Origin of the sequence: Micromonospora sp. NPDC048830 (assembly GCF_043198215.1) — a bacterium.
In the GTDB taxonomy this organism is placed as follows: domain Bacteria; phylum Actinomycetota; class Actinomycetes; order Mycobacteriales; family Micromonosporaceae; genus Micromonospora.
The window spans coordinates 62315-82866 of sequence record NZ_JBICUP010000004.1; the positions used below are offsets into that span (position 1 = coordinate 62315).

Genomic DNA, 20552 nt, shown 5'->3' on the forward strand with positions numbered 1-20552 from the left:
CCACCCACCGCGAGCGGCGCCCGGGCGTCAGCCGGCGGTGGACATCAGCCGGCGGTGGGCGGGGTCCAGCGGAACACGGGGGGCCGGCGCTCGTTGGCCGCCGCCACCCCTTCGCGGGCCTCCCCGCTCTCCCGCGCCTTCCGGTGCCACCAGGCGACGCGGGCCGGGCCGGCCCGGTCGTCGACGATCTCCTTGGCCGCGGCGATCGTGAGCCGGGAGCGCTCCGCGATCGTGGCCGTCAGCGCGTCCGTTCGCGCGGTGAGCCCGTCGGGCGGCAGCACCTCGTCGACCAGGCCGATCCGCAGCGCCCGCTCGGCGTCGATCAGCTCGGCGGTGAAGAGCAGGTGCTTCGCGGCGGACGGGCCGACCAGGCGGGTCAGCCGCCGGGTGGTCGGCGCGGGGTACACCACGCCCAGGCGCGCCGGCGGCACGCCGAACCGCGCGTCGGCGGCGGCGATCCGCAGGTCGCAGGCCACCGCGAGCTGGCAGCCGCCCCCGACGCAGGCGCCCTCGATCGCGGCCACGGTCGGCCGGTCGAACGCGGCGAGCCGCTCCTCGGCGGCGACGGCGATGCTGGCGTCCCCGGCGTTCAGCAGCTCGTCGAGGTTCCCGAGGTCCGCGCCGGCGCAGAAGGTGCCGCCGGCGCCGGCAAGCACCAGGACGCGGACCCGCTCGTCCGCCTCCAGCCGGTCCAGCAGCACCGGCAGCCGCCGCCACATCGCCGGGGTCATGGCGTTGCGCCGCCCCGGATTGGAGATCACGATCCTGTCCACCGGCCCGGCCGTCGCCACGGTCAGCTCCGCGTCCGGCACCGTCACCGCCCCCTCGCCTCGCCCGATCCCGGCGCTCGGGAGCGCGCCGACCCGGTGCGGCGACCATAACGGCGCGGGCCCGGCGACCACCCGTGTGGGGTGGCCGCCGGGCCCGCCGGCGGTCCGGCTACGTCAGGAGACGTTGACCGCCGTGTCGTCCACGACGAAGGAGGTCTGCAGCGAGACGTCCTCCGTGCCGGTGAACTTCAGGGTGACGGTCTGGCCCGCGTACGCGGCCAGGGAGAACGACTTCTGGCTGTACCCGGTGGCCTTGTTCAGGTTCGAGTACGTGGCCAGGGTCGCCAGCACCGTCCCGGACGAGTTGAGCACCTGCACCCGCAGCGTGTCGTACGCCGTGGTCGTGGTGCTCTCGGCCGAGTCGATGTGCAGCCAGAAGCTGAAGTTGTACGAGGCGCAGCCGGCCGGCAGGCTCACGGACTGGGAGAGCGTGTCGGTGTGGCTGGTGCCGTAGCCGTCCATCCAGGCGTTCCAGGTGCCGGTGCGCGGCGGCTGACCACCGCTGCCGTTCTGGCCGATGACGCCGGAGCTGGCCGTCCAGACCGTGTTGCCGGACTCGAAGCCGGGGTTGCCGAGCTTCTGGCCCGGGCTGGTGCAGCCGCCGGTGCCGTTGACGGTCAGCGTGTACGTCGCCGTGCGGTTGCCCGAGGTGGCCGCGCCGGTGACCGTGACGGTGTAGGTGCCGGGCGCGGTGCTGGCCGAGGTGCTGATGGTCAGGGTGGACGAGCCGCCCGAGGTGACCGAGGCCGGGTTGAACGACGCGGACGCGCCGCTCGGCAGGCCGGACGCGGAGAACGTCACGGTCTGGGCGGAGCCGCTGGTGGTCGCGGTCGACACGGTGGTGGAGACGGCGCTGCCCGGGTTCACCGAGCCGTCGGTCGGCGACAGCGTCACGGAGAAGTCGTTGCCGGTCGAGCAGGGCGCGTCGTTGCCGGCCACGTTCACCGCGGTCCACGCCGCCTGGACGGTCTTGTACTCCGTGGAGCAGGTGCCGTACAGGTCGGTCGCCGCGCGCAGGGTGTACGCCCGGGCGGTGTTGGCCGGGTTGGTGGTGTTGACGTACGACGTGCTGGAGGTGAAGTACACGTCGAGCGCGCGGTACCAGATCTTCTCCGCCTTGGTCCGGCCGATGCCGGTCACCGCCGGGGCGGAGCCGCAGAGCGGCGAGGTGCCGTACGCGGTGGAGCCGGTGCCCTCGGCGAGGTTGAAGAAGAAGTGGTTGCCCGGGCCGGAGGAGTAGTGCACGTCGACGTTCTTGGTGTTGGTCGACCAGCAGGTGTGCGACGCGCCGTCCAGGCCGGGGTTGTACATGTAGCGCAGCGGGGTGCCGTCGCCGTTGATGTTGATCTTCTCACCCATCTGGTAGTCGCCCGGGTCGGCGGTGGTGTTGGCGTAGAACTCGACCGCGGTGCCGAAGATGTCGCTGGTGGCCTCGTTGAGGCCGCCGGCCTCGCCGGAGTAGACCAGGCCGGAGAGCGCCTCGGTGACGCCGTGGGCCATCTCGTGGCCGGCCACGTCGAGGGCGACCAGCGGGCGGGCGTTGCTCGCACCGTCACCGTAGGTCATCCGGGAGCCGTCCCAGAAGGCGTTGACGTAGTTGTTGCCGTAGTGCACCCGGCTCGGTACGCCCCGGCCGTCGCCGAAGATGCCGTTGCGGCCGTGCACGAGCTTGAAGTAGTCGAACGTCTTGGCGGCGCCGAAGTGGGCGTCGACGCCGGCCGACTGCCGGTTGGAGTTGGTGCCGTTGCCCCAGACGTTGTCGGCGTCGGTGAACGTGGTGCAGGTCGACGTGCCGTTGTTCATGTCGCAGGTCGTGCCGTTGCCGTGCGACGGGTCGACCATCTGGTACGTGCTGCCGGAGAGCGTCGTGTCGACGGTGACGGTGCCGGAGTAGATGCTGTTGCCGGTGCCGGCGACCGACTCGATCTCGTCGTAGGAGCCGATGACCTTGCCGGTGACCGCGTCGGTGATGACGTGCAGGCGCGACGGCGTCTGCTTGTCGGCCTGCCAGCCGGAGGCGACGGTCTCCCAGGCCAGCCGCCCCTTGCCGGAACTGGCGTCGACGAAGAGCTCGGGAGCACCCACCTCGGTGAGCGAACCGGAAAACTCCTGGCGGGCGGCCTCCTTGGCCTTCGCGGAGGAGACCTTCGGGGTCACGCTGAGGGCCAGCGGGGCCGCGAGGCCCACCGAGGACCCGGCGTACGCGCCGTTCGCCGCGGTGTGGATGACGAAGTCACCACCGTAGACACGCAGCCCGTGGTAGGTCCGGGTGTACTTGGTGTGCGCCGCGCCGTCGGCGTCCACCTTCGTGCGGACGGCCTGGTACGCCTCTCCGCTGGCGCCTTGGACGGCGCCGGGGTTGCTGCGGAGGATCGACTCGGCGCGGGTGGCGGGCGAGGAGTCCGGGGCCGCGGCGGTGGGTGCTGCCTGCGCGGTTGTGGCGCCGGTCAGCAGGCCGCCGGTCAGCAGCGCTACGCCGACGGCTGCGAGGGATTTCTTCACGTGCCCTCCTGCAATGAATGCGTGACGAGGGTAGTCACACATGTAGATATAGCTATGCATTAGGGAAAAGAGAAGGGGGCAGCCGATTCCCGATCCCAACACTGGCCGTTCGGGGGAGGGACCGCAGGTGAGGAACCACACGGAGTCCGGACACGTCCGACCGGCATGAGACCCTTCCCCGCGCGCCTGGCCCCGATCGCCGTGCTGTTCGTGGCGCTGAGCGGGTGTTCGACGAAGCAGCCCGACCCACCCGCACCGCCGCCTTCGGCGGCCGCCGCGTCGCCCGCCGCCACCAGCGCACCGGCCCCGCCCGACGCCGGAACGCCCACCGCGACCGCGCCGGCGGGCACCCCCTCCGCCGCCGCCGTCCGGGTCACCCTCCGCCGTTCGGGCGGCATCGCCGGACAGCACCACACGGTCACCGTGGAGCGGGACGGCCGGTGGACGGCCGTGGACCACACCGGCGCCCGGAGCAGCGGCCGACTGGGCGCGGCCGACCTCGACCGGCTGCGGAGGCTCGCCGCCGACCCCACGCTACGGAGCGCCGCCAGCCCCGAACCGGACGGCCACTGCGCCGACGCCTTCGCCTATCGCCTCACCATCGGCGCGACCACGGTGAACTGGCTCGACTGCGCGCCGGCGGGCACCCCGCCCGAGGCCGCGTCGGCGCTGGCCGCCCTCATCCTCGAAGCCGCCCAGTGATCGAAGCCGCTCAGCAAAGATCCGCCGTCGCGGAGGCACACCGACCGGCCCGGCCGACGACGACGGCCGGCTGACCGGCGGTCGGCCGGAGCCGCCGATCGACCGGAGCCCGGGGGCCCGCCTCGCGACCTGTCAGAGCCGCCGCACTAGCCGGAACCGCACGGCGACCGCCAGCATGTCGTCGTCCACCGTGAACTCCGGGTCGCCGAGGTAGCCGCGGTAGTCGGGGCCGTGCCAGTACTCCTCGTGGCCGGCCCGCCAGGCGGCGACCGAGTCGTACCCCTCGCCCTCGTCGCGCGCGTGGTCGAGATCGACGTCGCTGAGCCGGACCACGCGCACGTCCGTCACCTCGATCACCGCGACCGGGCGGTCGGCGGAGTCGACCACCACCGAGCGGTCGCCGACCGCCGACAGCGGCTCGCCGTCCCGCTCGTAGTCGGCCAGCAGGCCGGTGGTGGAGGTCTTGGCCCCGGAGAGCACGGCCGCGACCAGTTGGTCGCGCAGCGGCCCCGGGAAGGCGAAGTAGGTCGTCGGCAGGTCGGGCGTCATCGTCACCTCGCACGGATCGGGGAGGCGCGATGGTAGCCCGCGCCTCCCCGATCCCTCGTTGCCGTGCCGCCGCGGGCCCCTCAGGCCCGCGGCGGCGGGCCCCTCAGGCCCGCGGCGGCGGGCCCCTCAGGCCCGCGGGAACATCTGGCCGATACGGATCTTGTTGCCGAACGGGTCCCGGATGCCGAAGTCGATGCCGTACGGCCGCTCGGTCGGCTCGTCGTAGCACTCCACGCCCTTCGCCACCAACTCCTCGTACGTCTTGTGGGCGTCGCCCGTGGTCATGAAGAGGTGGCCGCCCAGCGCGCCCTTGGTGAGCAGCTCCCGGACCTGCTCGGCGGTGGCCGGGTCGAGGGCCGGCGGCCCGGGCTTCTCCAGCAGGACCTCGCGCTCCGGGTCGCCGGGCAGGTTGACCGTGAGCCAACGCATGAAGCCGAGGTCGACGTCGGTGTTGACCTCCATGCCGAGCTTGCCCACGTAGAAGTCGAGGGCCTCGTCCTGGTCGAGCACGTAGATCTGGGAGCGGCTGATCGCGTTCATCGTCATGCCCGGAACGCTATGGCACCGGCCTGACCTGCCGCTTATCCAAAACTGCTCGGTCTCATCCACGCCTTCACGAAGCACGACGGCACGTTCGCCGGGACCTTGCGCCGGCGGTACTCCGTCGGAGACTCACCGACGATCTGCCGGAACGTTCGGCTGAAGGTGCCGAGGCTGCCGAAGCCCACGGCGAAGCAGACGTCGGTGACGTCCCGGTCGGTCCGCGTCAGCAGGTACATCGCCCGCTCGACCCGGCGCCGCTGGAGGTAACGGTGCGGGGTCTCGCCGAACGTGGCGCGGAAGGTACGGATGAAGTGCGCCTCGGAGACGTGCGCTATCCGGGCCAGCGCGGGGATGTCCAGAGGTTGGGCGTACGCCCGGTCCATGGCGTCGCGGGCACGCAGCATCGCCCGGTTGGACTCCTCCACCGCCCGACTCACGCCCACCCCTTCGTACCTGGACAGGATACGAGCCGTCACAGGTGCTGGACGACGTGGATCGGACTGCTGTCGAAGGCGCGAGACCCGCCTCCGCACCGCCCCCCAGCCCCTGGAGGTTCCACGCATCCCGGGTGAGCAGCGACAAGGATCACCGAACTCCCCGAACGTCGGGAACGGCAGCGGGCCGGGCGGCTGCCGTGAGCCGGTGGCTGTCAGCGTCGCTGTCAACCGCCGGCTCCCGGTCGGCACCCACCCGTCCCGGAGAGCCCGATGGAGTTGGAGCCCCCGGCCGGGATCGAACCGGCGACATCTCGCTTACAAGGCGAGTGCTCTGGCCAGCTGAGCTACAGGGGCGCGTCGTTCGTGGCCAGCATAAGCGACGCAGGCCGGAAGATCCGCCTCGGCAGGCCCTCCGAGCACGGAAAACGCCGTTTTGCCGACCCGTTGCCGGCCATTCGTCGGCAGGCGGACCGGTCTCCGCGGAGATTGATGCCTGCCTGTGCCCGAGTGACCGGAATGCGCATGCCGTCCGTCCCACCCCATGCTCCCCGTCTTGGCAGGTCACGGAAAGCCGTTTACCGTGCAGTGGCACGGATGACACCAGGTCGCCGTCAGGTTGGCCTGGTCGTCGCCCGGAAGGCCGGCGTCGCACGACGCCGGTCGCTCCTTCACTCGGATCGTCCGGCACGTTCCTGCCGGTGAAAGGAAGCGTTCCAGCATGGCCACGGTCACCTACGCGAAGGCGTCCCGGATCTACCCGGGCACCGAGCGTCCCGCAGTGAACCAGCTCGACCTCGAGATCGGCGACGGGGAGTTCCTCGTCCTGGTCGGTCCCTCCGGTTGCGGCAAGTCCACCAGCCTGCGCATGCTCGCCGGCCTGGAGGACGTCGACGACGGCGCGATCTACATCGACGACCGGGACGTCACCCACCTGCCGCCGAAGGCCCGCGACATCGCGATGGTCTTCCAGAACTACGCCCTCTACCCGCACATGTCGGTGTACGAGAACATGGCGTTCGCCCTCAAGCTGCGCAAGACCCCGAAGGACGAGATCGACCGGCGGGTCAAGGAGGCGGCCGGCCTGCTCCAGCTGGAGGACTTCCTCAACCGCAAGCCGAAGGCCCTCTCCGGCGGTCAGCGTCAGCGGGTCGCCATGGGCCGGGCCATCGTCCGCGAGCCGCAGGTCTTCCTCATGGACGAGCCGCTGTCGAACCTCGACGCCAAGCTCCGCGTGCAGACCCGTACCCAGATCGCGTCGCTGCAGGCCAAGCTGGGCATCACCACGGTCTACGTCACCCACGACCAGGTCGAGGCCATGACGATGGGTCACCGCGTGGCGGTCATGCTCGACGGCAACCTCCAGCAGGTGGACACCCCGCGGGCCCTCTACGACACCCCGGCCAACGTCTTCGTCGCCGGCTTCATGGGCTCCCCCGCCATGAACATCAAGACCGTGCCGCTGACCGACAACGGCGCCGAGTTCGCCGAGCTGGTCATCCCGCTGACCCGGGAGCAGGCCGAGGCGGCCCGCGCCGAGGGCGCCAACGGCAAGGTGACCGTCGGCTTCCGCCCGGAGGACTGCGACCTGGTCAGCCCGACCGAGGGCGGCATGCCGGTCGTGGTCGAGCTGGTCGAGGACCTCGGCTCGGACGCCAACATCTACGGCCACGCCGCGCTGGAGGGCCAGAACGAGCGGTTCGTGGTCCGCACCGACCGGCGCAACATGCCGAACATGGGCGACACCGTGTTCGTCAAACCGCGCGCCGACCGTACCCACGTCTTCCACGCCGGCACCGGCAACCGGATCTGACGTACGCCGGAAAAGGGGCGGCCCGCCGACCGGCGGGCCGCCCCTTTCGTCGTACGCGGATGACGCGGCCGGGTCACGCCTCCGCGGCGCGCCGGCGGGCCACCTCGGCGAGGGTGACGGCGGCGGCGACACTGGCGTTGAGCGACTCCACGTCGGAGACCATCGGAATGCGCACGGTCAGGTCGCAGGTCTCCCCGACCAGCCGGGACAGCCCGCGCCCCTCGGAGCCCACCACGACGACCAGCGGGCCGACCGCCGCCTCCAGGTCGTACAGGTCGGTGCCGCCGTCGGCGTCCAGCCCGACGATCATGAAGCCGGCCTCCCGGCATGCCTTCAGCGACCGGGTCAGGTTGGTGACCTGGGCGACGGGCACCCGCGCCGCCGCGCCGGCGCTGGTCCGCCAGGCGGTCGCGGTGATCCCGGCCGCCCGCCGCTCGGGTACGAAGACACCCTGCGCGCCGAACGCGGCGGCGGACCGGATCACGGCGCCGAGGTTGCGCGGGTCGGTCACCCCGTCCAGCGCGACCAGCAGCGGGCACGCCTGCTCCAGCGCGGCCGCCACCATGTCCTCGAACGGCTCGTACCCGAACGGCGGCACCTGGAGGCCGACGCCCTGGTGCAGCACCCCGCCGGTCATCCGGTCCAGCTCGGCCCGGCTGACCTCCAGGATCGCGATGCCCCGGTCGGCCGCGGTGCGGATGGCCTCCTTGACCCGGTCATCGATGTCGATGCCCTGGGCCGTGTAGAGCGCGGTGGCCGGCACCTGGGCGCGCAGCGCCTCCAGCACCGGATTGCGCCCGACGAGCAGCTCCGGGCTGTCCTTGGCCGGGTTGGACTTGCGGCCCGGTGCGACCCGCGGGCCGGTGCGGCCCGTCGGCTTGCCGCCCCGGCCGGCGCCCCCGCCCCGACCGGCGGCGGGAGCGCCGCGCCCGCCGCCCCTGCCCCAGGTGGTGTCCTTGCTGCCCGGCTGGCCGACCTTCGGGGCGCGCCCCTCCTCGGCCGCCGCCCGGCGCTCCTTCTCCTGCTTCCAGGCGGTGCGCTGGGGCAGCTTCTCGGTGCCCGAGTACGCCTTGTGCCAGGGCCGCTCGTCCGCCGGCAGCGTCTTGCCGCGGCCCGCGAGGGCGTCTCGGTTCTTGCCACCGGAGCCCTTGGGGGCGCCCGCCTTCGGCGTCAGTCGCCGGCCACGGCGCTGCGAGTTGCCGGCCATCAGTCCTGCTCTCCAATAGTCCAACGGGGGCCCTGGGGGGTGTCCTCGACCACCACACCCGCCTGCTTGAGCTGGTCGCGGACGGCGTCCGCGGCGGCCCAGTCCTTGCGGGCCCGGGCCTGCGCGCGCTGCTCCAGGGCGAGCGCGACCAGCGAGTCCACCGCGTCGCGCAGGTCGCCGGCCCGGCCGCCGGTCCAGACGGCGTCGAGGGGGTCGAGGGGGTCGAGCCCGAGGATATCCAGCATCGCCCGGGCGTCGGCGAGCGCGGTGCGGACCGTCACATCATCGCCGGTGGTCAGCGCGGTGTTGCCGTCCCGGATCGTCTCGTGCAGCACGGCGAGCGCCGCCGAGGTGTTGAGGTCGTCGTCCATCGCGGCGACGAAGCCGGGCGGCAGCGTGCCGAGCTGCCCGGTGCCGACCCGCTCGGCGGCCCGCTGCACGAACCCCTCGATCCGCCGGTACGCCACCCCGGCCTCGCGCAGCGCGTCCTCGGAGTAGTCGATCCGGGAGCGGTAGTGCGCGGCGGCGTAGTAGTAGCGCAGCTCCACCGGGCGCACCCCGAGCGAGTCGACGTACGCCAGGTCGAGGGCGTTGCCGAGCGACTTGCCCATCTTGGTGCCGGCGATGCTGACCAGCCCGTGGTGCACCCAGTAGCGGGCGAACGGCAGGCCGGCGGCCTGCGACTGGGCGATCTCGTTCTCGTGGTGCGGAAAGGTCAGGTCGAGCCCGCCGCCGTGGATGTCGAACTCCGCGCCCAGGTAGCGCCAGCACATCGCCGAGCACTCGATGTGCCAGCCGGGGCGTCCGCGCCCCCACGGCGAGGGCCAGTACGCGTCGGCCGGCTCGTCGGGCTTGGCGCCCTTCCAGAGGGCGAAGTCGCGCGGGTCGCGCTTGCCCCGCTCCGGGGCGTCGTCGGCCGGCTGCATGGCGTCCGGCGACTGACCCGACAGCGACCCGTACGCGGGCCAGGAGGCCACGTCGAAGTAGACGTCGCCGGAGCCGTCGGTGGCCGGGTAGGCGTGCCCGCTGTCGATCAGCTTCGCGATCAGCTCGTGCATCTCCGGGACGTGCCCGGTGGCCCGCGGCTCGTACGTCGGCGGGAGCACGTTCAGCGCCCGGTACGCGGCGTCCAGCGCCTGCTCGTTGGCGTACGCGATCGACCAGAACGGGCGGCCCTGGTCCAGCGCCCGGATCAGGATCTTGTCGTCGATGTCGGTGAGGTTGCGGATGAAGGTGACCTCGAAGCCCGAGGCCAGCAACCAGCGGCGCAGCACGTCGTAGTTGGCGCCGGAGCGAAGGTGACCGATGTGCGGGGGCGCCTGGAGGGTGAGGCCACACAGGTAGACCCCCACCTTGCCGGCTTCCCGCGGGACGAAGTCCCGCACCGATCGGGTGGCGGTGTCATACAGGCGTAGCGTCACCGTACAAGGGTAGCCGCCCGCGCTTCCCCGGGTCGCTCCGAGTTGGGCCGCACGCCGCCCGCCGCGGCGCGCGGCGAACCGGGACGGTCGGAGGCGGAGCCGGGTCATAGGCTGCCCCTCGTGGACGAGGCGGGACGGCCGGACGGGACGGCCCGGGCGGTGGAGCGGACGGACGGCGCCGGGAACGCGCCGGCGCGCGGAGGCGACATGGCGCGCGGGGGCGACACAGCACGCGGAGGCGAGACGGCGCGCGGAGGCGACACAGCACGCGGGGGCGACACGGCGCGCGGAGGCGACACGGCGCGCGGAGGCGACACAGCGCCCGGGGGCGACACGGCGCGCGGAGGCGACCCAGCACGCGGGGGCGAGACGGCACGCGGGGGCGAGACGGCACGCGGGGGCGAGACGGCACGCGGGGGCGAGACGGCGCGCGGGGGCGAGACGGCGCGCGGGGGCGAGACGGCGCGCGGGGGCGAGACGGCGCAGACCCTGGACCGGGGGCTGCGGCTGCTGCACCTGGTCGCCGACGCGCCGGCCGGGCTGACCGTGACCGAGGCGGCGCACCGGCTGGGCATCGGCCGGGCCGCCGTGTACCGGTTGGTCGGGGCGCTGAGCGGGCACGGCATGGTGCGGCGGGACGCCGACGGCCGGCTGCGCCTCGGCGCCGGAGTGCTGCACCTGGCCCGGCGGGCCCAGCCGCTGCTCGCCGAGGGGGCGCTGCCGGCCCTGCGCCGCCTGGCCGAGCAGGCCGGGGCGACCGCGCACCTGACGGTGGTGGAGGGCGGCGAGGGGGTCGCCCTGGCGGTGGTGGAGCCGAGCTGGACGTCGTTCCACGTCGCGTACCGGACGGGGACGCGGCACCCGCTGGAACGGGGGGCGGCCGGACGGGCCATCCTCGCCGGCCGGGCGGGCACGGCTGGCCCGGTGAGCACCACGGGCGAGTTGCAGCCCGGGGCGTACGGGGTGGCCGCGCCGGTGCTCGGCGTACCGGGGTTGGAGGCGAGCGTCGGGGTGGTGGCGCTGGCGCCGCTGGACCCGGAGGTGGTGGGCGAACAGGTGCTGGCGGCGGCCGCCGCCGTAGCGGCGGCGTTCGCAACCTGACCCACCGCCCGGTCACAAGCGCAGGACCGCCCGGCCGCAGGCGCAGGACCGCCCCTGGCCGCAGGCAGCGGGGCCGCCCGGCCACAGGCAGCGGGGCCGCCCGGCCGCAGGCAGCGGGGCCGCCCGGCCACAGGCAGCGGGGCCGCCCGGCATGTCGGCGACATGGGGCTGTACCGGCTGCCGGATACCACCATGTCGCCGACATCGCGTCGCCCCTTACCACATCGAGCCCCGATCGGGCCGGTTGTCCACAGGGGGACAGCGCGTGGCGTGCGGCGGTTGTCCACAGGGGTGTCGCGATGGGTCGGATGACCGTGACGCTGTGGACATGCCCCCACAACCTCACCGGCCCGGCGCACTGGAGTGGCAGGTCTTCCGCGGTTCGGAGGCCGTCCGGCGCGGGTTGCTCACCCGACACCAGCTCCGCGGCGCGTCCTGGCTGCGCGTACGCCATGACGTGTACGCCGACGTCCGCCTGCACCGCGACCACGGGCTGGCCTGTCGCGCCGCCATGCTGCGGCTGCCGCCCGACGCGGTGCTCGCCGGCCCCTCGGCGGCCTGGCTGCACGGCATCGAGCACGCGGCATCCTTCGCCGACGACGTACACGTGCTCATCCCGAGGTCGGCGCGGGTCGATTCCCAACCCGGCATCCGCGTGCACACGCTCGGCGCGGACCTCCCGATCCCGGCGACCCACGGCGCAGGCACGGCGACCCACGGCGCAGGCACGGCGACCCACGGCGCAGGCACGGCGACCCACGGCGCAGATGCGGGCGGCCTGTCGGCCCAGCCGGGTCAGGCGTCGCTCTACCCCGGCACGCCGGGCACTCGCGCGATCAGCCTCGCCACCGACTGCGGCCCGGCCGGCCTCCGCGTGCCCGGCCCGGCCGCCGACCCCGGCGCGGCCAGCCTGGGCAGGGCTAGCCATGACGCTGGCAGGCTGCCGCGGAGCCAGCCGGCCCAGGCCGCGTGGGAGACGGCGGTGTGGCTGGAGCCGGTGCAGGCGGTGGCCATCGTCGACAGCCTGCTCGGCAGGGGTCTCACCACCCGGGCGGCCCTGGCGGCGGTTGCCGGCCACAACGCGGACCGGCCGGGCGGCCGGCGCGCCCAGTGGGTGTTCGGGCTCGCCGACGGGGGTGCCCAGTCACCACCGGAGTCGCACCTGCGGGTCCGGCTCGTCCTCGCGGGCCTGCCCCGCCCGGTCACCCAGCACCCGGTGCCGCTGGCGTCCGGGCTGGTCCTGCACCCCGACCTGGCGTGGCCCGGCTTCCAGGTCGCCGTCGAGTACGACGGACACTGGCACGCCGACGCCGACCAGCTGCACCGCGACCGGCAACGGCTCAACCACCTCGTCGGGGCGGGCTGGGTGGTACTGCACGCGACCAGCCGCCGGCTCCACCAGGACTTCCCGGCCCTGGTCCGGGAGGTTCGCGCCGCGCTGGTGGCCCGTGGCTGGCGGCGCTGACCCACAGGAGAGGGCCTCAGCGCCACTATGTCGCCGACATCGCGCAGACCCACGCACCCTGACACCGCCACATCGCCGACATCGCGCGGCCCGCCCCAGCCTCACCGGCCCCACGCACCCCGAACACCGCCACATCGCCGACATCGCGCGGACCCGCCCCAGCCTCACCGGCCCCACGCACCCCGGACACCGCCACATCGCCCACCGGCCCCACCCCGACACCGTCACCATGTCGCCGACATCGCGCGGACCCACGCACCCGGCTACCGCCCCGTCGCCGACATCACGCGCCCCGCGGGAGCGGGCACCAGGGACGGGCGCCAGGGACAGGGGGCGCGGGGGTGGTCAGCGGTCGGTGGCGAGTGCGGGTTCGGTGGGCCGCTCGGCTGGCCGGTCGGCGGCGGCCCGCGCAGCGCGCAGCTCGTCGAGCCGGACCACGGCGACCCCCACGACGATGAGCGCCCCGCCGAGCAGTTGCACGGCGGTCGGCAGCTCGTCCAGCATCAGCCAGGCGATCAGCACCGCGAACATCACCTCGGTCAGCCCGACGAAGGACGACAGCCGGGCACCCAGGATCCGGGTGCCGGCGATGCCCGCCAGGTACGCGACCACGGCGGCGACCAGTGCCAGGCCGGCGACGGGGACCAGCCAGCTGGTGCGCTGCCCGGCGAAGGTGACGTCGCCGAAGGCGGCCCGCAGCGGCAGCACCCCGACCAGGTCGAGTAGGAGCAGGACGGCCGCGCCGACGGCCATGCCGGCGCTGGCCATCGTCACCGAGGGCAGTCCGTCGTCGAGCCGGCCGGCGATCACGAAGTATCCGGCCAGACCGATGGCGGCGCCCAGCCCCCAGAGCACGCCGATCGGGTCGAGGCGGCCGGCGCCGGTGAGGTCCAGCACCCCGACGAGGCCACCGAGCGCCGCCACCGAGCCGGCGACGGTGAGCCCGCGCGGGCGCTGGCCGTGGACCAGCCACATCCAGCCCACCACGAGCACGATGCCCAGGTACTCCAGCAGCAGCGCCACCCCGACCGGGAGGTAACGCACGGCGTTGAAGAAGCACGCCTGCGCCGCGGCGACCCCGAGCAGCCCGAAGACCCCGATGGGGAGCAGGTTGCGGCGCAGCACGCCCAGCCGGCCGCGTACGGCCAGCGCCGCCGGCACCGCGAGCACGAGGGCGGCGACGCCGACGCGGGCGACGACGGCCGCCTCCGCCGACCAGCCTGCCTCGATCAGCGACCGGGCGAAGGTGCCCGAGGTGGCGAAGGTGACGGCCGACAACAGCGCCAGGCCGAGTCCGACGCCGGCGGCGGGTCGTGGACGCATCGACTCTCCTCGGGGTACGTCACAAGCAAAGTAGTCTTATGCTGATGACGCTAGGCCGGCCGAGTGACAGGAGTCAAGTTGCTCTTCGCTCATGACACCGAGTGCGGGCTGATCGCGTCCGCCGCCCTCGTCAACACCGAAAGCGCCCAGGGGGAGGGGCTGCCGGACGTGGCCGCCCTGGGCGCGTTCATCACCGCGCAGGGCTGGACCGGCCGGCACGAGCAGACCGAGGCGGAGCTGCGGTCCGTCCGGGAGCTGCGGCCCCGGCTGCGCCGGATCTGGTACGCCGACACCGACGAGATCGTGGCGATCGTCAACGGTCTGCTCCGCGAGGCCGGGGCGCTGCCGCAACTGATCCGGCACGACGACGAGCCGTACCACCTGCACGCCGTGCCGAGGGACGCGCCGCTGGCCACCCGGATGGCAGTCGAGGCCGCGATGGCCATGGCCGACCTCGTTCGCAGCGGTGAGCTGAGTCGGCTGCGCCGCTGCGCCTATCCGGACTGTGACAACGTGCTGGTGGACCTGTCGAAGAACCGGTCCCGGCGGTTCTGCGACGCCGGCTGCGGCAACCGCGCCGCCGTCACCGCCTACCGCGCCCGCAAGGCCGCCGCGGGCTCCTGACCGGGCACCGGCGACAGGACCGGCCCTACCGGCCCCGGTCGCCGGCCGTCCACTCCGCGCGCAGCAGCTCGTACTCGACCTCGCCGTGCTCCGTGCCCGCGATCGGATCGTCCCAGTCGAGGTGGAACGTGCGCACGTACCGCAGGCCGGCCTTCTCCATCACCCGGCGGGACGCGGCGTTGACCGCCATCGTCTCCGCCCAGACCCGCCGCAGGCCGAGGGTGGTGAACGCGTACCGGACCAGCGCCAGCGACCCCTCCGTGGCCAGGCCCCTCCCCCACGCCGCCCGGCGCAGCCGGTAGCCCAGCTCGGCCTGCGTCCCGTCGCCGTCCGTCGGCGCGTCGAGGGCGAACCAGCCGAGGAACTCTCCACCCGCGCGGTCCACGGCCGCCCAGCGGCCCAGCCCGGGGTGGCGGTCGTACCCGCGTAGCAGCCGGGGCAGCACCTCGGCCCGGACCACCTCGGCAGGGGTCGGCCGGCCGCCGGTCAGGAACCGCATCACCTCAGGGTCCGAGTCCAGCTCGACCAGGGCGTCGGCGTCGGCTGGGTCGAACCGCCGCAGCCGCAGCCGGTCGGTCTCCAGCAGGACGCTCGCCCCGGCCCCGAACCCGCCGCTCTCCCCGATGCCAGCCATGGCGTGGATGATGCCGGCACCCGGCCCGGCGGTCGAGCGGATAAGCGGCACCGGCACCGGTCGGCGGGCCAGCCGACGACGGGGATGAGACAGCCGATCGCGGCCGCCGGCCGATAGCGTGAACGGGGCAGCTCCAGAGGGCCGGGTTCAGCCACGTGACCAGGGACTCCGTCACGCTGCATCGCCACCTCCGACGCGACGTCGCTGCCGAACCGCACGTCGGGCCAGGAGCCGACGCGCCGGGCCAGCGCGCCGAGGGCCAGGAGCCGACGCGCCGAGGGCCAGCGCGCTGCCTCCAACTCGGTCAGGGGTGGGTCATCCGGAGCAGGTCCAGCGCCTCCTCCAGCTGGTCGGCGCTGAGCTTGCCGTTCGCCACGTGGCCCCGCTCGATCACCACGTCCCGGATCGCCGCCTCCCTGGCCAGCGCCTCCTTGGCGATGGAGGCGGCCTCGTCGTACCCGAGGTAGCGGTTGAGCGGGGTGACGATCGACGGCGACCCCTCCGCGTACGCCAGGCAGACGTCCTCGTTCGCGACCAGGCCGGCCACGCAGCGGTCGGCGAGCAGGCGGCTCGACGCGGCCAGCAGCTTGATCGACTCCAGCAGGTTGCGGGCCATCACCGGGAGCATGACGTTCAGCTCGAAGTCGCCCTGCGAGCCGGCGAAGCCGACCGCCGCGTCGTTGCCGACGACCTGGGCGCAGACCTGCCGGACGGCCTCGGCGACCACCGGGTTCACCTTGCCGGGCATGATCGACGAGCCCGGCTGGAGGTCGGGGATGCGCAGCTCGCGCAGCCCCGCCCGGGGGCCCGAGCCCATCCAGCGGATGTCGTTGGCGATCTTGTACAGGCCGACGGCGACGGTGCGGAGCTGACCCGAGGCCTCCACGAGGGCGTCCCGGGCGCCCTGCGCCTCGAAGTGGTTGCGCGCCTCGGTCAGCGGCAACCCGGTGGACTCGCGCAGCTTCGCGATCACGGCGGCGGCGAAGCCGAACGGCGTGTTGATGCCGGTGCCCACCGCCGTCCCGCCGAGCGGCAGTTCGGCCAGCCGGGGCAGGGTCGCCTCCAGCCGCTCGACGCCGTAGCGGACCTGGGCGGCGTACCCGCCGAACTCCTGGCCGAGGGTGACCGGCGTGGCGTCCATGAGGTGGGTGCGCCCCGCCTTGACCACGGTCTCGAACTCGGCGGACTTCTCCTCCAGCGCCCCGGCCAGGTGCTTCAGCGAGGGGATCAGGTCCTCCACGACGAACTGCGTCGCGGCCAGGTGGATCGAGGACGGGAAGACGTCGTTGCTGGACTGCGAGGCGTTGACATCGTCGTTGGGGTGCACGTCCCGGCCCAGCTCCCGGCTGGCCAGGGTGGCGATGACCTCGTTGGCGTTCATGTTGGACGAGGTGCCCGAGCCGGTCTGGAAGACGTCGATCGGGAACTGGTCGTCGTACCCGCCCTCGGCGACGTGCGCGGAGGCGGCCGCGATCGCGGCGGCCACGTCCGCGTCGATCACGCCCAGCTCGCCGTTGACCAGGGCCGCCGCGCCCTTGATCTGGGCCAGGGCCTTGATCTGCGCCGGCTCGATGCCCCGTCCCGAGATCGGGAAGTTCTGCACCGCGCGCTGGGTCTGCGCCCGCCACAGCGCCTCGGCGGGCACCTCCACCTCGCCCATCGAGTCGCGTTCGATCCGGTAACCGGTCTCCTCTGGAGTCGTCACGCGTTCCATCCTGCCGCGCCCGCCGCCGGTCCGCAGATGATCGCGGGTCGTCGGCGGCGCTCGAAAAAGGGGGCGGGCACGGGGTCCCGCGCAGACGGTCGCGGCGGGCGCCGACGGCTCGGCGTCGGTGACCTACACGCCGACGACCGCGGGGCTGCACCGGGTCACCGTCTACTCGCGGACCGGCGACGGGTCGTGTCGCAGACCTTCAGCAGCCTGTTCTTCGCCGCCCAGGCCGCCTGACGGGCGACCCGGACGCACAACCGGGCGGCGGACCGGCCGGAGGGTTCACCTCCGGCCGGTCCGCCGCCGCGGGTCAGCGGCGGCCGACGGTGAGCACCGGCTTGGTGACCTCGGCGAAGAAGTCGTTGCCCTTGTCGTCGACGACGATGAAGGCCGGGAAGTCCTCCACCTCGATCTTCCAGACCGCCTCCATGCCCAGCTCCGGGTATTCCAGGACCTCGACGTGCTTGATGCAGTCCTGGGCGAGCCGGGCGGCGGGGCCGCCGATCGAGCCGAGGTAGAAGCCGCCGTGCTGCTGGCAGGCGCGGGTCACCTGGGCCGACCGGTTGCCCTTGGCCAGCATCACCATCGATCCCCCGGCCGCCTGGAACTTCTCCACGTAGGCGTCCATCCGCCCGGCGGTGGTGGGGCCGAACGAGCCGGAGGCGTACCCCTCGGGGGTCTTCGCCGGGCCGGCGTAGTAGACGGCGTGGTCACGCAGGTACTGCGGCATCGGCTCGCCCGCGTCCAGCCGCTCGGCGATCTTGGCGTGGGCGATGTCCCGGGCCACGACCAGCGGGCCGGTCAGGGACAGCCGGGTCTTCACCGGGTACTTGGACAGCTCGGCGCGGATCTCGTCCATCGGCCGGTTCAGGTCGACCCGGACGACCTCGGACGCGTCCAGGTGCGCGTCGGTGACGTCGGGCAGGTACCGCGCCGGGTCGGTTTCGAGGCGCTCCAGCCACACGCCCGACGGGGTGATCTTCGCGACCGCCTGCCGGTCGGCGGAGCAGGAGACCGCGATGGCCACCGGGCAGGAGGCGCCGTGCCGGGGCAGCCGGACCACCCGTACGTCGTGGCAGAAGTACCGGCCGCCGAACTGCGCCCCGATGCCGAAGTTGCGGGTCAGCTCCAGCACCTCGGCCTCCAGCTCCAGGTCGCGGAAGCCGTGGGCGGTCATCGAGCCGGAGGTGGGCAGCGCGTCGAGGTACTTGGCGGAGGCGTACTTGGCGGTCTTCAGCGCGTACTCGGCCGACGTGCCGCCGATGACGATGGCCAGGTGGTACGGCGGGCAGGCCGACGTGCCGATCAGCCGCAGCTTCTCCTCCAGGAACTGCATCATCCGCGTCGGGTTCAGCAGTGCCTTGGTCTCCTGGTAGAGGTACGACTTGTTGGCGGAGCCGCCGCCCTTGGCCATGAAGAGGAACTTGTACGCGTCCGGGTGCCCGTCCGGGTCCTCGGCGTAGATCTCCACCTGCGCCGGAAGGTTGCTGCCGGTGTTCCGCTCCTCCCACATGGTCAGCGGGGCGAGCTGCGAGTACCGCAGGTTCAGCCGGGTGTACGCCTGCCAGACGCCGCGCGAGATCGCCTCGGCGTCGCCGCCGTCGGTCAGGACGTGGCGCCCGCGTTTGCCCATCACGATGGCGGTGCCGGTGTCCTGGCACATCGGCAACACGCCGCCGGCCGCGATGTTCGCGTTGCGCAGCAGGTCGAGGGCGACGAACCGGTCGTTCGGCGAGGCCGCCGGGTCGTCGATGATCGCCCGGAGCTGGGCGAGGTGCGCCGGGCGGAGGAAGTGGGCGATGTCGTGCATCGCCTCGGCGGTCAACGCGGTCAGCGCGGCCGGCTCCACGGTCAGGAACCGGCGGCCCCCGGGACCGTTGACGACGTCGACGCCCTCGTCGGTGATCAGCCGGTACTCGGTCTGGTCCGGCCCGGTCGGCAGCAAGGGGGCGTAGGAGAACGCGGCGGCACTGCTCATGAGCGGAAAGCCTAGGGCAGACCGGTCGATCGTTGGCACCCGCCGGGTGCGTCCTGGGACGCCGCTCTCACCCGGCCGGGCCGGCGACGCGGCCGTGAGCCCGGACACGGCCGGGAACCGGGCGGCCGGGCCCCGCCCGCCGGCCGGGACTCAGCCGTCCTTGCCCCGCTCCGGGCACAGCTCCTGCTTCGGCCCGCAGGTGCTGCCGCCGTCGGCGCCCGGGGCGCCGCCGGTGCTGCCCGGGCCCGCGCCGCCGGGGTCGCCGGGATCGCCGCCCGGCGGCTGTGCCGGGCCGGCCGCGCCCGCGCCGAAACGGACGTACCCGATCTCCCGCCCCTCGCCGATGATCATGCCGGCCGGCCCCACGGCCAGGGCGTTCGCCGGGGTCCGCAGCACCACCAGCTCCCTGCCGGTACGCGGGTCCAGCGCCACCAGCCGGTTCGGCTTCTCGTCGGCCAGCACCGCCGCGTACGGGGTGAGGGCGGCGCCGCTCTTCCCGCCGGCCGGCCGGCTCCACCGGGTCCGGTCCGCGCCCAGCTCCCGGGCCAGGACCGAGCGCCGGTCGGCGGACCGGACCAACGCGTACCGGTCGTCGACCGCCATCAGCCGCTCGCCCTCGGCGTTGACCTGGAGCAGCCGGCCGTCGTATCCGTCGAGGACAGCCTCCCGGCCGTCCGGGGCGACACCGATGAGCACGTTCCGCGCGCCCTGCGGATCCTCGCGCTGGGCGCAGCCGGCGCTGTCGGCGGTGCGCAGGTTGATCCCGGCGCGCCGCCACACCTGCTTCCCGTTGGCGGGGTCGTGCGCGGTGAGGGTGAACCGGCACGCGCCGTCCTGGGACACCGCGGTGATGCGCAGCATCCGGCCGCCGACGACCGCCAGCCGCTCGTCCCGGCCTGGTTCGACGTCCTGGAGCACCCGGCCGGTCGCCGTGTCCACGACGTGCACCCGGCCGTCCACGGGGAAGCCGAGCAGCGGGGGTACCGGCTCGGGGCCGGCCACGCCGCCGTCGATCCGGCTGGCGGTGAGCCGGCGGGTGCCGAGCAGGCCGGGATTGTCGGCGAAGAGGCCGGTGCTGACGCCGGGCAGGAACGCCGTCCACAGCGGCGACGTGCCGCGCGGGTCCCAGGCGCGCAGCGTGCAGTCGGTCGCCGCGACGCACCGGGCGTCGAGCAGCAGGTTCCGGTACGTCCAGACGCCCACCGCGTCGCCGTCGCGGCGGCGCACCGCCCCGGTGGTGGGGTCGAGCAGCTCGTACCCCTTGCTCAGGAGCTTGCCCACGGCGACGACCGGGTCGCGGTCGCCGCCGGCCACCGCGGACCAGTCGGCCTTGCGGTCCCAGAGTTGTGCGCCGGTGGCGAGGCTGCGCGCCTCGACCCGGGTGCGCTGCTCGACGATGACCGCGTCGCCGGCGATGGTGACGCTTCTCGGGGTGCCGCCGATGCGCTGCTGCCAGACCACGTCCGGCTCCGAGATGGGCGTGCTCCGGTTGACCCGGTCCCAGACGCCCGGCCACGGGTTCCAGACTCCGGTGGCGGCGAGGACGATCACCGTGACGAGGCCGAGCAGCAGCCAGCCACGCACGCCGATCCTCCGGTTCACACCGGACACGGTAACGACGATTACCAGCGTCCCGGGCGCCCCGGTGGCCGTGTCGCGGCGCTTTCTCCGCGCGCCGTCGTGTTAGTAGGGGGTTCCTGCTCTACCGGAAGCCT

At 73.7% G+C, this 20552-nt stretch carries 17 protein-coding genes and 1 tRNA gene; 5 read left to right on the forward strand and 13 right to left on the reverse strand.

The features are described from left to right. Nucleotides 1-44: 44 nt before the first annotated feature. Entirely contained in the window at nt 45-818 is a 774-nt protein-coding gene (locus ACGFIZ_RS05625) for an enoyl-CoA hydratase/isomerase family protein (RefSeq protein WP_393416163.1), read from the reverse strand. A gap of 126 nt (nt 819-944) precedes the next feature. Further along, nucleotides 945-3332 carry a M4 family metallopeptidase gene (locus ACGFIZ_RS05630; RefSeq protein ID WP_393416165.1) on the reverse strand — a complete coding sequence of 796 codons (2388 nt, stop codon included), beginning with the start codon at nt 3330-3332 and terminating at the stop codon, nt 945-947. Nucleotides 3333-3497: 165 nt separating this feature from the next. Here ACGFIZ_RS05630 and ACGFIZ_RS05635 point away from each other — a divergent pair, with 165 nt between their 5' ends. Then, nucleotides 3498-4034 (forward strand): hypothetical protein, encoded by a 537-nt coding sequence (locus ACGFIZ_RS05635; RefSeq protein WP_393416167.1) that lies wholly within the window; start codon nt 3498-3500, stop codon nt 4032-4034. Nucleotides 4035-4166: 132 nt separating this feature from the next. On the opposite strand, the gene ACGFIZ_RS05640 is transcribed toward ACGFIZ_RS05635, so the two are convergent. The 4 genes from ACGFIZ_RS05640 to ACGFIZ_RS05655 form a co-directional block, all read right to left on the reverse strand. Continuing rightward, nucleotides 4167-4583, reverse strand: a complete 417-nt coding sequence (locus ACGFIZ_RS05640; protein ID WP_393416169.1) for an ASCH domain-containing protein — start codon at nt 4581-4583, stop codon at nt 4167-4169. Nucleotides 4584-4709: 126 nt separating this feature from the next. Further along, complete coding sequence (locus ACGFIZ_RS05645) at nt 4710-5129, reverse strand: VOC family protein (protein WP_393416171.1); 420 nt, start codon at nt 5127-5129, stop codon at nt 4710-4712. Nucleotides 5130-5164: 35 nt separating this feature from the next. After that, complete coding sequence (locus ACGFIZ_RS05650; RefSeq protein WP_347669657.1) at nt 5165-5563, reverse strand: AraC family transcriptional regulator; 399 nt, start codon at nt 5561-5563, stop codon at nt 5165-5167. A 277-nt stretch (nt 5564-5840) separates the two neighbouring features. Beyond that, nucleotides 5841-5917: transfer RNA gene (locus tag ACGFIZ_RS05655), tRNA-Thr, on the reverse strand. Nucleotides 5918-6281: 364 nt separating this feature from the next. Between ACGFIZ_RS05655 and ACGFIZ_RS05660 the strand changes: the two genes are divergently transcribed. Further along, nucleotides 6282-7373 carry an ABC transporter ATP-binding protein gene (locus ACGFIZ_RS05660; RefSeq protein WP_393416173.1) on the forward strand — a complete coding sequence of 364 codons (1092 nt, stop codon included), beginning with the start codon at nt 6282-6284 and terminating at the stop codon, nt 7371-7373. 73 nt (nt 7374-7446) lie between these two features. On the opposite strand, the gene rlmB is transcribed toward ACGFIZ_RS05660, so the two are convergent. Beyond that, nucleotides 7447-8580, reverse strand: coding sequence for a 23S rRNA (guanosine(2251)-2'-O)-methyltransferase RlmB (gene rlmB, locus ACGFIZ_RS05665; protein WP_393416175.1), 1134 nt, complete (start codon nt 8578-8580; stop codon nt 7447-7449). After that, nucleotides 8580-10001 (reverse strand): cysteine--tRNA ligase, encoded by a 1422-nt coding sequence (cysS, locus tag ACGFIZ_RS05670; protein ID WP_393416177.1) that lies wholly within the window; start codon nt 9999-10001, stop codon nt 8580-8582. The genes rlmB and cysS overlap by 1 nt, the downstream gene beginning before the upstream one ends. Before the next feature lie 489 nt (nt 10002-10490). Here cysS and ACGFIZ_RS05675 point away from each other — a divergent pair, with 489 nt between their 5' ends. Next, nucleotides 10491-11102 carry a helix-turn-helix domain-containing protein gene (locus tag ACGFIZ_RS05675; RefSeq protein WP_347669669.1) on the forward strand — a complete coding sequence of 204 codons (612 nt, stop codon included), beginning with the start codon at nt 10491-10493 and terminating at the stop codon, nt 11100-11102. Nucleotides 11103-11430: 328 nt separating this feature from the next. Further along, a complete protein-coding gene (locus ACGFIZ_RS05680; RefSeq protein ID WP_393416179.1) occupies nt 11431-12567 on the forward strand; it encodes a hypothetical protein in 1137 nt (378 codons plus the stop codon). A 345-nt stretch (nt 12568-12912) separates the two neighbouring features. On the opposite strand, the gene ACGFIZ_RS05685 is transcribed toward ACGFIZ_RS05680, so the two are convergent. After that, a complete protein-coding gene (locus tag ACGFIZ_RS05685; RefSeq protein ID WP_393416181.1) occupies nt 12913-13890 on the reverse strand; it encodes a DMT family transporter in 978 nt (325 codons plus the stop codon). A 78-nt stretch (nt 13891-13968) separates the two neighbouring features. Between ACGFIZ_RS05685 and ACGFIZ_RS05690 the strand changes: the two genes are divergently transcribed. Next, nucleotides 13969-14514: a CGNR zinc finger domain-containing protein gene (locus ACGFIZ_RS05690; protein WP_393416183.1), complete on the forward strand. Its 546-nt coding sequence runs from the start codon at nt 13969-13971 to the stop codon at nt 14512-14514. A 25-nt stretch (nt 14515-14539) separates the two neighbouring features. Here ACGFIZ_RS05690 and ACGFIZ_RS05695 read toward each other — a convergent pair whose 3' ends face one another. The 4 genes from ACGFIZ_RS05695 to ACGFIZ_RS05710 all read right to left on the reverse strand — a co-directional run bounded on the left by ACGFIZ_RS05695 (nt 14540) and on the right by ACGFIZ_RS05710 (nt 20448). After that, entirely contained in the window at nt 14540-15148 is a 609-nt protein-coding gene (locus tag ACGFIZ_RS05695) for a GNAT family N-acetyltransferase (RefSeq protein WP_393416185.1), read from the reverse strand. Nucleotides 15149-15452: 304 nt separating this feature from the next. Beyond that, complete coding sequence (locus ACGFIZ_RS05700; protein WP_393416187.1) at nt 15453-16853, reverse strand: class II fumarate hydratase; 1401 nt, start codon at nt 16851-16853, stop codon at nt 15453-15455. A 316-nt stretch (nt 16854-17169) separates the two neighbouring features. Further along, complete coding sequence (locus ACGFIZ_RS05705; RefSeq protein WP_347666751.1) at nt 17170-18837, reverse strand: fumarate hydratase; 1668 nt, start codon at nt 18835-18837, stop codon at nt 17170-17172. Nucleotides 18838-18987: 150 nt separating this feature from the next. Beyond that, complete coding sequence (locus ACGFIZ_RS05710) at nt 18988-20448, reverse strand: PQQ-binding-like beta-propeller repeat protein (protein ID WP_393416190.1); 1461 nt, start codon at nt 20446-20448, stop codon at nt 18988-18990. Nucleotides 20449-20552 lie beyond the last annotated feature (104 nt).

Coding starts and splice junctions, on each gene's coding strand:
- ACGFIZ_RS05640 (WP_393416169.1), bottom strand. CDS start 4,583: ATGACGCCCGACCTGCCGACGACCTACTTCGCCTTCCCGGGGCCGCTG.
- ACGFIZ_RS05680 (WP_393416179.1), top strand. CDS start 11,431: ATGCCCCCACAACCTCACCGGCCCGGCGCACTGGAGTGGCAGGTCTTC.
- ACGFIZ_RS05660 (WP_393416173.1), top strand. CDS start 6,282: ATGGCCACGGTCACCTACGCGAAGGCGTCCCGGATCTACCCGGGCACC.
- rlmB (WP_393416175.1), bottom strand. CDS start 8,580: ATGGCCGGCAACTCGCAGCGCCGTGGCCGGCGACTGACGCCGAAGGCG.
- ACGFIZ_RS05685 (WP_393416181.1), bottom strand. CDS start 13,890: ATGCGTCCACGACCCGCCGCCGGCGTCGGACTCGGCCTGGCGCTGTTG.
- ACGFIZ_RS05705 (WP_347666751.1), bottom strand. CDS start 18,837: ATGAGCAGTGCCGCCGCGTTCTCCTACGCCCCCTTGCTGCCGACCGGG.
- ACGFIZ_RS05645 (WP_393416171.1), bottom strand. CDS start 5,129: ATGACGATGAACGCGATCAGCCGCTCCCAGATCTACGTGCTCGACCAG.
- ACGFIZ_RS05635 (WP_393416167.1), top strand. CDS start 3,498: ATGAGACCCTTCCCCGCGCGCCTGGCCCCGATCGCCGTGCTGTTCGTG.
- ACGFIZ_RS05695 (WP_393416185.1), bottom strand. CDS start 15,148: ATGGCTGGCATCGGGGAGAGCGGCGGGTTCGGGGCCGGGGCGAGCGTC.